The organism is Streptomyces sp. NPDC008079, from assembly GCF_042957385.1.
Lineage (GTDB): Bacteria > Actinomycetota > Actinomycetes > Streptomycetales > Streptomycetaceae > Actinacidiphila.
Map to the genome: position 1 here is coordinate 112,410 of NZ_JBIBIC010000015.1, position 15,467 is coordinate 127,876.

Annotated in this window: 12 protein-coding genes; 5 read left to right on the forward strand and 7 right to left on the reverse strand. The window is 71.3% G+C overall.

Annotation, left to right across the window (positions count from 1 at the left end):
• Window positions 1-144: 144 nt before the first annotated feature.
• Together ACFZAM_RS27030 and ACFZAM_RS27035 are read left to right on the forward strand one after the other, a co-directional pair.
• Window positions 145-3,117 carry a trehalase family glycosidase gene (locus tag ACFZAM_RS27030; protein ID WP_391049932.1) on the forward strand — a complete coding sequence of 991 codons (2,973 nt, stop codon included), beginning with the start codon at window positions 145-147 and terminating at the stop codon, window positions 3,115-3,117.
• Window positions 3,118-3,381: 264 nt separating this feature from the next.
• Window positions 3,382-4,638 carry a peptidase S8 gene (locus ACFZAM_RS27035; protein WP_391049934.1) on the forward strand — a complete coding sequence of 419 codons (1,257 nt, stop codon included), beginning with the start codon at window positions 3,382-3,384 and terminating at the stop codon, window positions 4,636-4,638.
• A 74-nt stretch (window positions 4,639-4,712) separates the two neighbouring features.
• Here ACFZAM_RS27035 and ACFZAM_RS27040 read toward each other — a convergent pair whose 3' ends face one another.
• The gene (locus ACFZAM_RS27040) at window positions 4,713-5,615 is read right to left on the reverse strand and encodes an oxygenase MpaB family protein (RefSeq protein WP_391049936.1); all 903 of its coding nucleotides are present in this window, start codon (window positions 5,613-5,615) and stop codon (window positions 4,713-4,715) included.
• A gap of 160 nt (window positions 5,616-5,775) precedes the next feature.
• On the opposite strand from ACFZAM_RS27040, the gene ACFZAM_RS27045 reads away from it, so the two are divergent.
• Entirely contained in the window at window positions 5,776-6,372 is a 597-nt protein-coding gene (locus ACFZAM_RS27045) for a GNAT family N-acetyltransferase (protein ID WP_391049938.1), read from the forward strand.
• Here ACFZAM_RS27045 and ACFZAM_RS27050 read toward each other — a convergent pair.
• From ACFZAM_RS27050 to ACFZAM_RS27075, 6 genes are all read right to left on the reverse strand, one after another.
• On the reverse strand, window positions 6,348-6,788 hold the full coding sequence (locus ACFZAM_RS27050; RefSeq protein ID WP_391049940.1) for a GNAT family N-acetyltransferase: 441 nt from the start codon (window positions 6,786-6,788) through the stop codon (window positions 6,348-6,350). The two genes, ACFZAM_RS27045 and ACFZAM_RS27050, sit on opposite strands and share 25 nt — an antisense overlap.
• Window positions 6,789-6,849: 61 nt before the next feature.
• Window positions 6,850-8,061 (reverse strand): MFS transporter, encoded by a 1,212-nt coding sequence (locus ACFZAM_RS27055; RefSeq protein ID WP_391049942.1) that lies wholly within the window; start codon window positions 8,059-8,061, stop codon window positions 6,850-6,852.
• Window positions 8,062-8,066: 5 nt separating this feature from the next.
• Window positions 8,067-8,669: a GNAT family N-acetyltransferase gene (locus tag ACFZAM_RS27060; protein ID WP_391049944.1), complete on the reverse strand. Its 603-nt coding sequence runs from the start codon at window positions 8,667-8,669 to the stop codon at window positions 8,067-8,069.
• Window positions 8,666-9,877 (reverse strand): alanine racemase, encoded by a 1,212-nt coding sequence (locus ACFZAM_RS27065; RefSeq protein ID WP_391049946.1) that lies wholly within the window; start codon window positions 9,875-9,877, stop codon window positions 8,666-8,668. The genes ACFZAM_RS27060 and ACFZAM_RS27065 overlap by 4 nt, the downstream gene beginning before the upstream one ends.
• 8 nt (window positions 9,878-9,885) lie before the next feature.
• On the reverse strand, window positions 9,886-11,205 hold the full coding sequence (locus ACFZAM_RS27070) for a DUF6271 family protein (RefSeq protein WP_391049948.1): 1,320 nt from the start codon (window positions 11,203-11,205) through the stop codon (window positions 9,886-9,888).
• A complete protein-coding gene (locus ACFZAM_RS27075; RefSeq protein ID WP_391049950.1) occupies window positions 11,187-12,248 on the reverse strand; it encodes a phytanoyl-CoA dioxygenase family protein in 1,062 nt (353 codons plus the stop codon). Before ACFZAM_RS27075 ends, ACFZAM_RS27070 begins: the two co-directional genes overlap by 19 nt.
• A gap of 569 nt (window positions 12,249-12,817) precedes the next feature.
• Between ACFZAM_RS27075 and ACFZAM_RS27080 the strand changes: the two genes are divergently transcribed.
• Both ACFZAM_RS27080 and ACFZAM_RS27085 read left to right on the forward strand, forming a co-directional pair.
• Complete coding sequence (locus tag ACFZAM_RS27080) at window positions 12,818-14,329, forward strand: glycoside hydrolase family 3 N-terminal domain-containing protein (RefSeq protein WP_391049952.1); 1,512 nt, start codon at window positions 12,818-12,820, stop codon at window positions 14,327-14,329.
• 136 nt (window positions 14,330-14,465) lie between these two features.
• Window positions 14,466-15,428, forward strand: coding sequence for a helix-turn-helix domain-containing protein (locus ACFZAM_RS27085; protein ID WP_391049954.1), 963 nt, complete (start codon window positions 14,466-14,468; stop codon window positions 15,426-15,428).
• Window positions 15,429-15,467: the final 39 nt, after the last annotated feature.

The window sequence follows — 15,467 nt, forward strand, 5'->3', positions numbered from 1 at the left end:
ACGCGACGGCCGCACCCGCCCCCCTGTCCGATCCCTTGACGCGCGGGAGAGCGCTCTCATATGTTCCCCACGCACCGCATGAATGAAACGATTCACTCGCGTCTGCCGTTGAGTCACCCCCCACCTCGCACGGAGGCCGGAGTCATGTCCTTCCCCCACCCGCCGGGGCGACGATCGCCCTTATCCGCTTCCCGCCGCTTCAGGGTCGCGCTGTTCCTCGCGACCCTGTGCGCCGCCGTCGGCCTGTCGACCACGCCGCCCGCGTCCGCAGATGCCCGCACCTCCGAGGCCCGTACCGCCGCGGCCCCCGCGGTTCCGGCCGCCGCCCCCACCGGGCTCGCCGGCCGGTCGGCGGGCGACGCGTACATCTACGCCCCGCACAGCAGGACGCTCGCCCCGGTCGCGGTCAAGGGCACGTCCGGGTCCGTCACCTCACCGGGGAATGTGCTGTCGGGCGCCTCGACCCGCATCTCCGGGACGAACGCGTATCTGGTCCTCGACTTCGGCAAGGAGGTCGGCGGGCTGGTGACGCTGAGATTCGCCGGGGCGAGCGGCAGCGGGCAGCGGGTCGGCCTGGCCTTCAGCGAGTCGTCGCTGTACGTCGGCCCGGTCAGCGACTTGAGCAGCGGCACCGTGTACTCCGGTTCCGGCACCGACGGCGCGCTGACCGCGACCGTCGACGGCGCGGGCACGTACACCATGCCGACCGACAAACTGCGCGGCGGCTTCCGCTACTTGACGGTCTTCATGGGGACGTCCGGCTGGGTGGACCTCAACGGGGTCTCGCTGGCGTTCACCGGCGCGGCCGGGATGAGCGACCCCGCCGCGTACGCCAACTACTTCTATTCGAGCGACCCGCTGCTGAACAAGATCTGGTACGCCGGGGCCTACACCGTCCAGATGGACACGATCGCGCCCGACACCGGCCGCGCCTATCCGCCGCCCGCCTCCGGGTGGGAGAACAACGCCGTGATCGGCACGGGAGCGGGCATCCTCAGCGACGGCGCCAAGCGCGACCGCGCCGTCTGGCCCGGCGACCTCGGTGTGTCGACACCCACCGAATACGTCTCGACCCATGACATCGCGTCCACCAAGAACGCCCTCAACAGCCTCTACCAGCACCAGAATTCCTCGACCGGTGAGCTGGAGTACGGCGGTCCGGCCGTCAACTTCTACGGCTCCGACACCTATCACACGTGGACGCTCATCGGGTCGGCGTCGTACTACACCTACTCCGCCGACAAGGCGTGGCTGGACTCGGTGTGGAGCCGCTACCGGCTCGGCATGTCCTTCATCACCGCGAAGATCGACGGCAACGGCCTGCTGAACGTCACCGGGGCCAACGACTGGGCGCGCGGCGGCCAGGGCGGCGAGAACATCGAGGCCAACGCGCTGCTCTACGCGGCCCTCACCAGCGGTGCGACGCTCGCGTCCGTCGAGGGGGACACGGCGGACGCCACCGCCTGGCGTCAGCGCGCGGCCACCGTGAAGTCCGCCGTCAACCAGCGGCTCTGGAACGGCGCGGTCGGCCTCTACCGCGACAACCCGACCAGCACGCTCTATCCGCAGGACGGCAACTCGCTCGCGGTCTGGTACGGGCTGACCGACAGCGCGGACAAGGACACCGCCATCGCGCACGCGCTCGCCGCCCGGTGGAACGACCACGGCGCGGCCAGCCCCGAGAAGGACGGCGGCGCCATCGGCACCTTCCCCGGATCGATGGAGGTCCAGGCCCACTTCGCGGCCGACGACGACATCAACGCGCTGGCCCTGATCCGCCGCGAGTGGGGCTACATGCTGGGCAGCCCCACGGGCACGGGAAGTACGTTCTGGGAGGGGTTCCGCTCCGACGGGTCCTTCGACTACGGCGGCACGTACATGAGCCTGGCGCACGGCTGGGGGACCGGACCGACCTCCGCCCTCACCTTCTACCTGCTGGGCCTGTCCCCGACCGGCACCGCTGCCTACGACTTCGTGCCGCACCCCGGCGACCTCGCCCACACCGAGGGCACCCTCACCATGCCGCAGGGCACGGTGACCGGCTCCTGGGACCGGGACACGGCCGCGGGCACCCTCACCGAGTCGCTGACGAGCCCGGCGGGGACCACCGGCCGGATCGGCGTACCCACCAACGGCTCCGCCGACGCCACCGTCACCGTCAACGGCGCCACCGTGTGGAGCGGTGGCGCCTTCCACCCGGGCGCGGGCATCAACGGCGGGTCGAGCGACGGCCGTTACGTCTACCTCACCGGCGTCCCCGCCGGGACGTACGCGGTGTCCGCCACCGGCCTCGGCGCCCCCGTGCCCTTCGCCACCTCGGTCGCGGGCACGACGCTGCCGACCGGCTACACCCTGTGCGCCGTCGAGGGCGGCACCTGCACCCCGTCCGGCAGCCAGGTCATGGCCTACGGCGCGGGCGCGTACGCCTACCGGTCCGTCAGCGGCGCGACGCTCTGCGCGGCCTCCGCCTTCGGCGGCGCCGACCCGGCCTACGGCGTACTGAAGTCCTGCTACCTCGCCCCGTCCGGCGGCCCCGCGGGCTACACCTCGTGCGCGGCGGAGAAGGGGACCTGCGCGGTCAGCGGCACCCGGGAGGTCGCCTACGGCGCGAACGGCGCCTTCCGCTTCCAGGTGGTCACCGGCAGCGTCGCCTGCACCAACGACGCCTTCGGCGCCGACCCGTTGTACAACACGGCCAAGAGCTGCTGGGCCGCCCCGAACGGGCCGCCCGCGGGCAACTGGACGCCGTGCGCGGCCGAGAAGTCCGTCTGCGCGGCCACCGGATCGCAACCCGTCGCGTACGGCGCCGCGGGCGCGTTCTGGACCGGCCGCTCCAACGGCCCGACGACCTGCGGCAACGACACGATGGGGGTCGACCCGGTCTTCGGCGTGGCCAAGAGCTGCTCCACGTACGCGGGCGCCCCGCCCGGCTTTCCGGCGACCTGCTCGGCGGAGAACGGCAGTTGCGCCTTCACCGGCCGCAGGACCGTGGCGTACGGGGCGGCGGGCGACTACCTCTACGCGACGTTCACCGGGGGCACGCCCTGCACCACCGCCGCCTTCGGCGGCGGTGACCCGATCCCGAACGTCGCCAAATCCTGCTACCTGACGTCGTAGGGCGGACCCAAGCGGCGGACCGCGCAAGGGAGTTGCGAAACCACGCAAGTGGAATCCATGCATCCTGCGCGGTCATTTCTCGACCACGTCTTCCCCAAGGCGAACTGACGAAGGCAAAGCGGAGGTAGAGACTTCGCCCGGTCCCTGTATTGACGTGACCGCGTCACCCATAGTGGCGGTTCGGTGCCTCAGTCACCCCATCTGGCACCGCAGGCACCACTGCATCCGCAGGCCCCCAGGTAACCCACCACAGGAGGCAGTTCGTTGCGCATCACCCTGAATCCGGCGATACGTCGCGCCGGTCTACCCCTCACAGCGGTCGCCGCTCTGGCCGCTTCCGCGCTGGCCCTCACCCCGTCCGCCGTCGCGCAGACGCCGGCCGCCGCGCAGCCCGTCCACACCGCGCGGGCCTGTGCCACGCCCGCCAAGGCGGGCGACATGGCCTGTAAGGCGCTGCGCGTCACCAGCGGCACCGTGCACGCCGCGCGGACCACCACGGTCTCGCCGGACGCGGCCACCGCCGCCACGCCGTCCGGCTACGGTCCCACCGACCTGCGCGCCGCCTACGGCCTCACCTCGGCGGCGTCCACCAACGGCAGCGGCGAGACGGTCGCGATCGTCGACGCGTACGACGACCCCAACGCCGCCAGTGACCTGGCCGCCTACCGGTCGTACTACGGTCTGCCCGCCTGCACGGTGGCCAGCGGCTGCTTCAAGAAGGTGAGCCAGACCGGCTCCACCACGTCCCTGCCCAGCGCCGACTCGGGCTGGGCCGAGGAGATCTCCCTCGACCTGGACATGGCCAGCGCCATCTGCCCGAAGTGCAACATCCTCCTGGTCGAGGCCAGTTCCGCCTCCATGGCCAACCTCGGCAAGTCGGTCAACGAGGCCGTCGCCCTGGGCGCGAAGTTCGTCTCGAACAGCTACGGCGGTTCCGAGTCGTCCTCCGACACCAGCTACGACTCCTCGTACTTCAACCACCCCGGTGTCGCGATCACCGTCAGCGCCGGTGACTCCGGCTACGGCGCCGAGTACCCCGCGGCCTCGAAGTACGTGACCGCCGTCGGCGGCACCAACCTCAAGAAGTCGTCCACGACCCGCGGTTGGACGGAGACGGTCTGGTCCGGCTCCGGGTCCGGCTGCTCGGCCTACGACGCCAAGCAGTCCTGGCAGAAGGACACCGGCTGCTCCAAGCGGACCATCGCCGACGTCTCGGCGGTCGCCGACCCGGCCACCGGTGTCGCGGTCTACGACTCCTACGGCGTCACGGCCGGCTGGTACACCTTCGGCGGCACCAGCGTCTCCTCCCCGATCATCGCCTCGGTCTACGCGCTGGCGGGCAACCCGTCCTCCGGCTCGTACCCGACGTCCTTCCCGTACGCCCACACCACGGCGCTCAACGACGTGACCAGCGGCTCCAACGGAAGCTGCTCCGGCAGCTACCTGTGCACCGGCAAGGCCGGTTACGACGGTCCGACCGGTCTCGGCACCCCGGCCGGGACGACGGCCTTCGCGGGCTGACCTCCCGTTCCTCGCGGGCGGGGCGGACCGACACCGGTCCGCCCCGCCTCTGCGCCGTCTTCCGGCCCCGCCCGTCAGCCTTCTGACGGCCCGTCGGACCGCGCGGCGGCCTCCGGAGCCATCGCCCAGCGGATCGTCCTGGTCAGACCGTGTCCCGCGAGCCGGACGCCGGTCGCCTCGGTGATCGGCAGATACGGCAGCCGCAGCGGGCTGCGGGCCCACGAAGGAAGCAGCCCCACCGCGCCCGCGGCCAAGATCGCGTACGGGCCGCGGGCGGCCCACGGCAGCGGCGGGTCGAGCAGCAGGAAACGCGCGGCGTCCCGCGCCTCGGCCGTGGACCGCAACTCCGGCCGGTACGCGGCGAGCCGGGCGGTCAGCGCCGCCTGGTCGCGCGGCGGGTCGAGGACACCGAGGGCCTCCGCGACCCGCGCGGTGTCCGCCACGTAGGCGTCGCAGCCCGCGGCGTCCAACGGCCGCGCCCCGTACCGCTGATGAGCGCGCAGGAAACTGTCCACCTCGGCGACGTGCACCCAGCCCAGCAGATGCGGATCCGACGCCCGGTACGGCTCCCCCTGCGCGGTCGTGCCGCTGACGCGCGCGTGCACCGCCCGTACCTGCTCGACGGCCTGCCGCGCGTCTTCGGCGGTGCCGAAGGTCGTGACCGCCAGAAAGGTGCTGGTGCGCTGGAGACGGCCCCACGGATCTCCCCGGTAGCCGGAGTGCGCGGCGACCGCGGCCATCGCCAGCGGATGCAGCGACTGCAACAGCAGCGCACGCAAGCCCCCGATGAACATCGACGCGTCACCGTGCACCACGCGGATCGGCCGCTCGGGGCCGAACCACCGCGGCCCCCGCGCGTCCTGGATCCGCGCCCGGTTCTCCGGCCCCGAGGGCCCCGCCACCCGCGCCAGCAATTCCGCGCGCAACCGCTGCCGCACGGCTGCGACGCCGGGAATGTCCAGAATACTGACGGCCATGTCGCCACTGTACGACTCGGGCGTGAACGCGGTCGCGCGGGGAGGTGTCGGCGAGGTCCCGCCGGAGATGATGTGGGACGGAACGGGCGGCCGGACCCCGGCGGTACCCGGGCGCGGCGGCCCACGGACGGAAGCACCTGCGCGGGAGAGGCGGAACGCGATGACGACGGCTGAGGCGGGCGCGCTCGGGGACGGGCTGCGCATCGAGCGGGCGCGCGCACTGGACCCCGGAGCGGCGCACGCGCTGCTGGCCCCGCTGGTCCGGGGCGGCGCCCCGCTCGGCTGGCTGGAGCCGCCCGGCCCCGACGAGGTCACGGCCCTCCTCGACCGGGTCCTGACCGCGGTACGGGCCGGTGACGGGTCGCTGCGCGCCGCGTATCTCGGCGAGGACCTGGTCGGTTTCGGCTACTGGCTGCGGTACACCCGCCCCACCCACCGCCCCCACGCCGACCTGGAGCGGCTCGCCGTGGACGGCGCCGCCCACGGCCACGGCATCGGCCGCGCCCTGACCGCGGCGCTGGTCGCCGACGCCCGCCGGGCCGGGATCGAAGTGCTCACCCTCGACGCCCGTGGCGACAACACCCGCGCCATCGGCCTCTACGAATCACTGGGCTTTCGCGAGTACGGCCGCCTGCCGGACTTCGTGGCGGTCGGGCCGCGCCGCTACGACAAGGTGTTCCACATGCTCGACCTGCGCCCCGGCCGCCACGGCGGCGGCGCGGAGGACGCCGCTCAGGGCAGCCGCAGCGTCACGTAACGGATCGTGTCGCCCGGCAGCAGATACCGCTCGACCTCGACGAAGCCCTGCGTGAGCGCGAAGCGCAGCCCGTCCTCATTGGACTCCAGCACCACCGTCTCGACGGCGCCCGGCCGCAGCTCCCGCGCGTGCGCGAGCCCGCGCGCGTACAGCTCCCGGCCGAAGCCCCGCCCCCGGTGTGCGCTGAGGACCCGCGCGATGACCGTGACCACCGGCTCGTCGTCGGTCGGCGGCCGTACCGTCGTGTTTCCGACCAGGACGTCGTCGAGGTAGGCGACCTCCAGGAGGTGGCGCCCGCTGCGCTCCCGGACGTCGTCCAGGGACAGCGGATGCGTGGGGATGACCGTGTTGTGGACGGCGCGCCAGTCCTGGACGAAGGCGTCGGGGCGCACGCGTTCGATGCGAAGTGTGCTCACCTGCACAGCGAAGCGGGCGCGCCCCGAGGCGTCAACCGTGATTCGGGGCGCGGCCCGCGGCTCAGGCGGTCGACGTCCAGCGGATCTGCGTGCTGCACAGGGACACGACCAGCGCCGAGGCGGCCACGGCGCCCAGGCCCCAGACCAGACCGGTCGCGTTGGCGATGAAGCCGATCACCGGCGGCCCCGCGAGCAGCCCCGTCGTGCCCATCGTCGCGACCAGCGTCAGCGCGTCCGAACCCTGACCGGCCGCCGCCACGTACACGCACGGCGTCACGGCGGCGATGCCCAGGCCGACCGCGGCGAAGCCGATCAGCGCCGGGACCACGCCGCCGCTGAGCAGCGCGATGGCCAGGCCCGCCGCGGCCAGGGCACTGCCCGCACGGACGATCAGGCCGTCACCCCAGCGGCTGCGCCAGCCGTCGGCGAAGAGCCGGGCGAGCACCATCATGACCGAGACGACGGCGATGCCCATGGGCGCCAGTTCGGCCGAGGCCTTGGCGACGTCCTTCATGTAGATCGCCGACCAGTCGTTCATCGCACCCTCGGTGACCGTGCCGAAGGCCATCGCGCAGCCCATCCACAGGGTCATACGGGCGGGCAGTGTCCACTTGCCGCGGCTCTTGGCACCCCGTTCCTCCGCGACCGCGACCGCGTCCTCCTTCTGCTCCTGCGCCTCGGCCGCCTCGTCCTTGGCCGCGATTTGCTCTTGCGTCAGCAGCCCGGTCCTGGCGTACGCGGTCAGCAGGAGCAACAGGACGGCGGCGGCGCCGAAGTGCACCGCCATCGTCGAGGTGACGGTGTTCATTCCGGAGGCGAGCAGGGCCGCGCCGAGCGAGCCGCCGCTGAAGGTCGCGTGCAGCTTGGCCATGGCGTTGCGCCGATGGACGGCCTCCAGCGCCGCGCCCTGCGCGTTCATCGCCACATTCAGGCAGGCCACGAGCACCCCGTCACAGCCCATGACGAGCAGCGCGACCGGGTAGTTCGGCATGACGGACAGCGGGATGAGCAGCAGCGTCAGGCCGACGGCCGAGAGCAGCGACAGCAGCCGCGAGCCCAGCCGCCGCATCAGCATCGCCACCAGCGGGAAAGCGGCGGCGGCGCCGATGCCGGTGGCCATCAGCAGCAGCCCCACCTGCGCGGCGGTCAGGTCCAGATGCGCCTTGATCGCGGGCAGCCGCGACGCCCAGGTGGCGTACTGGAAACCCAGCGAGAAGAAGAGCGCCCCGATCGCCAACTGCCCGCGCCGGAACGGATCGTGAACGTGCAACACAGGCGTTATCCCACTTCGTTTCGCGTTGGTGCCCCGCTCAGCAGGCCGCTGGTCGGCGTCGGACTCTCGACGGTCGGCGCGGTCGGCAGCGCCATGGACATGTACACCGAACCGGCCCCGTAGCTCTCGGAGTTCACGACCTCCTTCTGGGCGGCGAAGCCGTTCGCCGCCCAGAAGGTGTGACTGCCGCCGACCGCGACGAGCGACATCTGCTCGTATCCCTGCCGGAGCGCCCGCCCGGTGAGGTGGTGCAGCAGGCGTTTGCCCAGGCCCCGGCCGCGCAGATCCTCGGCGATGACGAGGTCGTGCACATGCAGATTGCGCGAGCGGAAGACCACCTCCTCGCCGCGGGCGAGGTCGGGCGCCTGCGAGACCGGGTACGGCAGCGCCAACAGATAACCGGCGAGCCGCTGTTCGACGTCGAGGACGAAGCACGTCGTCGGCGACGCCCACGCCTTCGACTCCAGCGCGGCCCGCCCCTCGGACAGACTGAGCGAGGTGTAGGCGGCGGCTTCGAGCGCGACGAGGTCCGCCCAGTCGCCGTCGCCGACAGGGCGGACGCGCGCGTGCTCCGTCACCGCGCGCCGGGGTGTCTCGCGGTCGCTCACCTGTCGTGCTCCTTCCGCGGGCGGCCCGGCCCGTCGCCCGCGCCGCGTACGCACACGTACGGCAGCGGGCTGAAGCCGTTGAACCCCTGGGTCATGTAACTGACGGCGTAGGCACCGCTGGACAGCACCCACACCGGGTCGCCCGACACGACCGACTCGGGTACCGGGACCAGGCTGTGCTCGCGCGAATAGGCGTCGTCGCTGTCACAGGTCGGACCGGCCACGGTGGCCTCGACGCGCGGGGTGTCGGGGTGGGTGGGGAAGACCAGCCGGTACTGCAACTCGTCCATCTCGTACAGGCCGTTGAACTTCCCGCAGCTCAGGTAGAGCCAGCGGTGGGCCGTGCCGTCCGCCGTGTGCCGGGTGGACAGCCGGGAGACGTGCGCCCGGACGGCCCCGTGGTCGGCGACCAGATGGCGGCCCGGCTCCATCACGAAGCCCAGGCCGTCGCCCGCCGCCTCCCGGCACCGCTGCATGCCCTCGCGGATGACGGCGAAGATCTTGTCGATCGGCGGGTCGAGCGGCCTGCCGCGCTTGTCGAGATAGCCGAGCGCGGGCAGGCCGCCGCCCAGATTGACGTACCGCGGCGGCATACCGCGCTCGCCGAGCACGGTCAGCGTGTCGACCAGTTGCTCGAACGCCCGCTGCCACGCCTCGGCCGTCATCTGCTGCGAACCGACGTGGACGGAGAGCCCGGCCGGCCGCAGCCCGGACTCCCGCGCCTTCTCCAGCACGGCCAGGGCGTCCTCGGCCGAGCAGCCGAACTTGTTGCTCAGACCCCAGAGCGCACCGTCACCGTCGGTCGCCAGCCGGCAGAACACCCGCGAGCCGGGGGCGTGCGCCGCGACGGCGGCGACGTCCTCCAGGCTGTCGGTGGCGAAGTCCCTGACACCGAGGCGATAGGCCGCCGCGATGTCCCGGTCCGACTTGACGGTGTTGCCGTAGTGAATTCTCCCGACCGCGACGCCGGAGCGTACGGCCTGCTCGATCTCGTTGATACTCGCCGCGTCGAATCCGCTGCCTTTCGCGACAAGACAGGCGAGCACTTCGTCCACGGGACAGGATTTCATGGCGAAGCGCACCGCGATTCCCGGCAGCTCGCGCAGCAGGGAATCGTAGCGTTCCTCGATACCGCTGAGATCGAGGACGATCCGGTCCTCGGCGCTGGCCGAAAGAGCGGCGAACAGTGAGGCGTTCTCGTGCGTCATGTGCGGCGTCAGCCAGGCAGCCGCTGGAGTGTGTCGAGACCCGTTTCTCTGCTCGCCCGAATCATCGCCGACCATGTTTCCGTCAACAGGGCGTAGTCCTCGATGTCCCCGCGGGCCTCGTCCAGCAACCGCTCGCGCCGCTCCGTGAGCGAGTCCGCGAATTCCGCGTACCTGCCGCCGAGCTTGCGGTAGGACCGGTCGAGGATGTCCAGCCGCTCCACATTCTCCGCACGGTCCAACAGAGCGCTGTCCCGCAGCAATTCGGCGACCGCGGCCACCCGTATCCGGTGGTCGTCGTCCAGCAGCGCGGAACCGGCCTCGGCTATCCGGTCGTACACGGCGTTGAGATACAGCATCGACAGGAAGAATTTGGCGAAGCGCAAGTGATACGCCATGAACCCGGCGTCCGTCTTCCGCTCACCGGTGTGGTAATTGACGATGTTCCGGTTGTGCAGGACACCGGGCAGCGTCGCGTCGTGGACGAGGTGGATCAGGAAGTAGTCACTGCCGATCGTGTCCGTCGCGGGCATCAGCGGGACCTGCTCGTGGACCCCGTGGAAGGCGATGTTGCACATGTCGACCCGCATCGGGTCGACCAGGGTGAGCGTCGAGTGGTCGCCCGCGAAGGGCTCGTGCCCCGCGCCCTTGAAGGACTCGTCGACCAGTTCGCGCTTCTTCCGCGACGACCAGTGGACCGGTGCCCACAGCCCGACCACGTCGTAGTAGGCGTCGCGGTCGAGCCGGTGCATCTCCTCGATGTCGACGGACATCTCGCCGATGAAGGAACTGCCCACCATGGAGACGGTCTTGCCGGTGTGCGCGTCCGCCAGATCGGTCTCGGTCACCCCGGCCGCCGCGTCGCCCGCCCGCTTGCCGAGCGACAACAGCTCATGGTGGACGGGGAAGACCGGCAGACCGTCCACGGACTGGTAGCGGCTGTCGGAGTCCCTGCGGTGCACGGACTCGCAGCCCAGCGCCGCGGCGATCAGGAACGCGCGGTTGGTGCAGGCGCCGTACGAGAGCCCGGCGGGCAGCATCAGATCGAGCAGCAACTCGGGCTTGTCCGGCGCGGCCCGCTCGATGACCCGCCGCAGGAAGTCGCGCTGCTCCGCCTCGCCGAGGTGGTGCACGACGACGCCCGGTACGGCCGGCAGACCGCGCACGACCCGAGCGTGCTGCTCGCGGGCTCCGGCGTCGGAGGAGTCCAGGACCAGCAGACGCACCTCGACGTCGAAGTGCGTGGCGGCGTGGGCCGCCTCCTCGTGCACCGCCGATATCGTTGTCGCGCAGGGCCTGTTGGTGGGCAGCGTCAGGCAGATTCGGCGCATGTCCGCTCCCCGGTCCCCTGCTCCGCGGACGGCTGCTTCCAGGAGTCGCGGCCCAGCAGCTTGGCACCCAGGTCGGTCAGCTCCGCGGGTCCGTACCGCAGGGACTCGTGCCGGGTGGCGTCGCCGACCAGCGTGCCGTTCCACTCCGGAGTGCTGAGCGTCCGCCAGGAGTTGACGCGCGAGTCCCGCAGTTCCTGGTGCGACTCCAGGGCGGGCATCATCGAGAGGTACTGGGCGGCGCGGACGCCGCTCTGCGAGGTGTTGGGCGCGACGCCGTGCGCGAGCAGCCCGTTCCAGATCAGCAGGTCACCGGCCTTGAGATCGGGCTGGATGACGGGGTATTCGGCGCGGTCGACGCTCGGCCGGATCGGGTCGCGGTCCTCCGGCTGGAGCGCCTTCCACTCCTCGAACCGGTGGAAGAGGTCGGGCGCGCACTGGAAGCCGCCCTGGTCGGGCTTGGTGTCGTTGAGCGCGATGATCCCCTGGACGCGCTGCGGGAGCACCTCCAGCGTGGTGTCGATGTCCCAGTGCAGCGTGATGTCGAAGCCGCGCTCGGTCGGCGCGATGTGGGCGCGGTCCCGGTTCTTGATGTTGGGCGGGTTGAGGTTGAGCCGGTCCAGCGTCACCCACAGCTCTTCGCAGTCCCATACGTCAACGAAGGCGTCGTAGACGCGCTGCGACTGCCGGCTGTCCCACATGAGCTGGTGCTGGTAAGCCTCGACGAAACCGTAGATGTGCAGTTCCCTGTCGAGATCCGAGCGGAACTCCCGCTCCTCGTACCAGGTGTCCGGGCGGGCCGGATCAAGTCCCTGGAAATTCCAGGCGAATTCCAGGAGCTCGTCGGCCGCGATGGCGGGTATCGCCTGCCGCACCACGACGTATCCGTAGGTCTGCCAGAAAGTGAAGTCCTCTTCCGACAGCACACGGAGTTTCTGTGTCTTGCGGAGGTTCCGCAGCGGAGTCGGTGTGAGGTAGGTCTCGCCGTCCGAGCTGAAGTACGGGCGTTCGGAAGAGGCTCGAAAAGAATGATCAGGCGCCGACAAAGCAGTCGCTCCAGGGTTCGGTTCTCTGATGCGGATCGCCCCCGGGCTTTCCTTCGGCCGGGACGGATCGGCCGTGTGGGGACAGGCAATCGCGTCCGGTGCCGAGAGTGGTTCTGGGCGACCGCCACTACATGTGCCTACGCCAAAGCACGGCGGAACCGTGCGTTGCCGTCGGTGGGCGAGTGGATGCGTACGGCAACGGACGTTCGCAACTTGCCCATCATTCATGGCACTACGCCGCGCTTGTCGCTCGCTGAACTCGCGTCCCACTAAAATGGATTAGACCAACCGCCCATGTCAACCGTGGAGTTGACGTGTCGCGGCGCCCGAAGGCGGCGATTCGGCCACCTCGTCGCCGTGCGCGATCCGGGCCCTACCACGGGTGACGCGGCTTCCCCGGCGGCGACGGACCAGGTCAGGCGCGGTCTCCCGGACGCCCCGGCCGATGTGGCCGGTGTACGTGCGTCAGGCACTTGACACCCCAGATCACGCTGGGCGAGTATCCGGATGGTCTGTACCAATGTCCGCCGTGTCACAAATGCGTTGGCTCTACGTGGAAGGCCCAGTTGATGTCCTCCAGCACGCCCGACAAGGAGCTGCGACGACTCGCGCTCTCCGTTCTCCAGCCCGGCTTCGTGGGGACGGAGGCGCCGGAGTGGGTGCTGCGGGCCATCGGTGACGGCCTGGCCTCCGTCGTCCTCTTCTCGCGCAACATCGCCTCGCCCCAGCAGGTGGCCCGGCTGACCGCGCAACTGCGCGCCGAGAACCCCGCGTTGATCATCGCGATCGACGAGGAAGCCGGGGACGTCACCCGTATCGAGTCCTCGACCGGCTCCACCCGGCCCGGCAACTTCGCGCTCGGCGCCGTGGACGACCCCGACCTCACCGAGTCCGTCGCCCGCGACCTCGGCCGCCAACTGCACGCCGCCGGCGTCAGCCTCAACTACGCGCCCAGCGTGGACGTCAACTCCAACCCGGACAACCCGATCATCGGGGTGCGCTCCTTCGGCGTCGACGCCGGTCTGGTCGCCCGGCACGCGGGCGCCTGGATCCAGGGCCTCCAGTCGGCCGGAGTCGCCGCCTGCGCCAAGCACTTCCCCGGTCACGGGGACGTCGCCGTCGACTCCCACCACGGCCTGCCCAGCTACGACGCCGACCTCGCGACCATCGCCGCCCAGGCCCTGCCGCCCTTCGAGGCCGCCGTCCGCGCCGGCGTGCGCGCCGTGATGAGCGGTCACCTCCTCGTGCCCGCCTACGACCCGCACGTTCCGGCCACCCTCAGCAGCCGCATCCTCGACGGGCTGCTCCGCAAGGAACTCGGCTTCGACGGCCTGATCGTCACCGACGCCATCGAGATGGGCGCCGTCACCGACCGCTACGGCATCGACGGCGCCACCGTGAAGGCCGTCGTCGCGGGCTGCGACGCGGTCTGTGTCGGCGGCGAGAACTCCGGGGCCGACACCGTCGACCTGCTCACCGACGCGCTCGCCGACGCCGTACGGTCGGGCGACCTCACGCAGGCGCGGCTGGAGGAGGCGTCCGAGCGGGTCCGCGCCTTCGCCGAGTGGTCGACCGGCCTGGCGCGGGCGGTTCCGGTCAATCCGGTCAGCGGCGACATCGGTTACGTCGCCGCCCGCCGCGCCATACGCCTCGGCGGCTCCGCGGGCGACGTCCTCCCGCTGACCGCGCCCCCGCACGTGGTCGAACTGGTGCCGTCCACCAACCTGGCCATCGGCAAGGAGACCCCCTGGGGCGTCGCGGCCCCGCTGCGCGAGCGGCTGCCCGGCACCACCTTCGTCCGCGTCCACCACCAGGAACTCGCCGCCGACGCCGCCCTCCTGGAGTCGTACGCGCTCGCGCCCGCCGCCGGGCGCCCGCTGGTCGTCGTCGTCAGGGACGCCTCCCGCAACAAGTGGATGGGCCGCGCGCTCGCCGAACTCGCCGGGGCACGTCCCGACGCGATCGTCGTCGAGATGGGCCTGCCGGGCGACTCCGTCCAGGGCGCCGCGCAGATCTTCACCCACGGCGCGACGGCCGCCTCCGGTGTCGCCGCGGCGGAAGTCCTGGTGGGCGCGCGGTAGTCGGGCCGGGCCCCGGCGGGGTCCGCGCCTTGGGCGGGTCCGACGACCACCGGGGGATACTTGGCCCGAGGCGGTCCGCGGCCGGAGACTCCGGGACGCGGCCACCGCGGTCCGAGGGGGAGCCATGATGCGGACGATGTTCGATCGTGACGATCTGTCGCCACCGGACCGGCTGGCGGCCCTCAACGAGCTGTTCGTCACCAGCGAGCACCCGATGAGCCTGTCCAGTCGGGAGGCGGAGGACTTCAGGGCGTCGGCCAGGACCGTCGACCTCGCGGCGGTGAACGTGGTCGAGCTGAGGGTCTCGCCCTCGCAGGTCGTCCGCACGCCGAAGATGGTCCGGCAGGCGGATCCGGAACTCCTCTGCCTGGCCATGGCGCCCTCGGGCAAGCTCGTCATGAGCCAGCTCGGCCGCGAGGCGGTCCTGGAGGCGACGGACATCGTCCTCTACGACAGCTCGCGCCCCTTCGGACTCCAACTCGGCGCGGGCGGCGAGCCCACCACACTCGTACGCGTCCACATCCCGCGCGCACAGCTCGGACAGCCCGCCGACCGGATCGAACGCCTGCTGGCCCGGCCCTTACCGGGACAGGCCGGATTCGCGGGCATGCTCGTGCACTTCCTCACCGGCCTGACCACGCAGGCGGCCTACCGCCCCGACGATCTCGGGCGGCTGGCCCGTATCTCCGAGGACCTGCTTACCGCCGTCGTCGCCCACCACCTCGACGCGGAAGCCGCCCTCCGCGAGGACTCACGCCGACGCACACTCCTGCTGAGCGTCGAAGCCTTCGTCCAGCAGCATCTGCACGACCCCGACCTCTCGCCGACCCACATCGCCGACGCCCTGCACGTCTCCGTCGGCTACCTCCACCGGCTCTTCACCACGCGCGAGACCACCCTCGCCGCCTGGATCCGCCGCCTCCGCCTGGAGCGCGCCCGCCGCGACCTGCGCGACCCCGCCCTCCGGGACATCCCCATTCACCGCATAGCCGCCCGCTGGGGATTCAAGGACCACTCCACCTTCACCCGTTCCTTCCGCACCGCCTACCACCTCTCGCCCCGCGACTGCCGCCACGCGACGGGGAGCAGCGAACCGTAAACGGCTGGGCTCAGCGGCACCGTGTCGTGCCGCATGCCT

Excerpts from the sequence above, each read along its gene's own strand:
- ACFZAM_RS27065 (WP_391049946.1), bottom strand. The coding sequence starts at position 9,877 with ATGACGCACGAGAACGCCTCACTGTTCGCCGCTCTTTCGGCCAGCGCC.
- ACFZAM_RS27080 (WP_391049952.1), top strand. The coding sequence starts at position 12,818 with ATGTCCTCCAGCACGCCCGACAAGGAGCTGCGACGACTCGCGCTCTCC.
- ACFZAM_RS27030 (WP_391049932.1), top strand. The coding sequence starts at position 145 with ATGTCCTTCCCCCACCCGCCGGGGCGACGATCGCCCTTATCCGCTTCC.
- ACFZAM_RS27045 (WP_391049938.1), top strand. The coding sequence starts at position 5,776 with ATGACGACGGCTGAGGCGGGCGCGCTCGGGGACGGGCTGCGCATCGAG.
- ACFZAM_RS27085 (WP_391049954.1), top strand. The coding sequence starts at position 14,466 with ATGTTCGATCGTGACGATCTGTCGCCACCGGACCGGCTGGCGGCCCTC.
- ACFZAM_RS27070 (WP_391049948.1), bottom strand. The coding sequence starts at position 11,205 with ATGCGCCGAATCTGCCTGACGCTGCCCACCAACAGGCCCTGCGCGACA.
- ACFZAM_RS27040 (WP_391049936.1), bottom strand. The coding sequence starts at position 5,615 with ATGGCCGTCAGTATTCTGGACATTCCCGGCGTCGCAGCCGTGCGGCAG.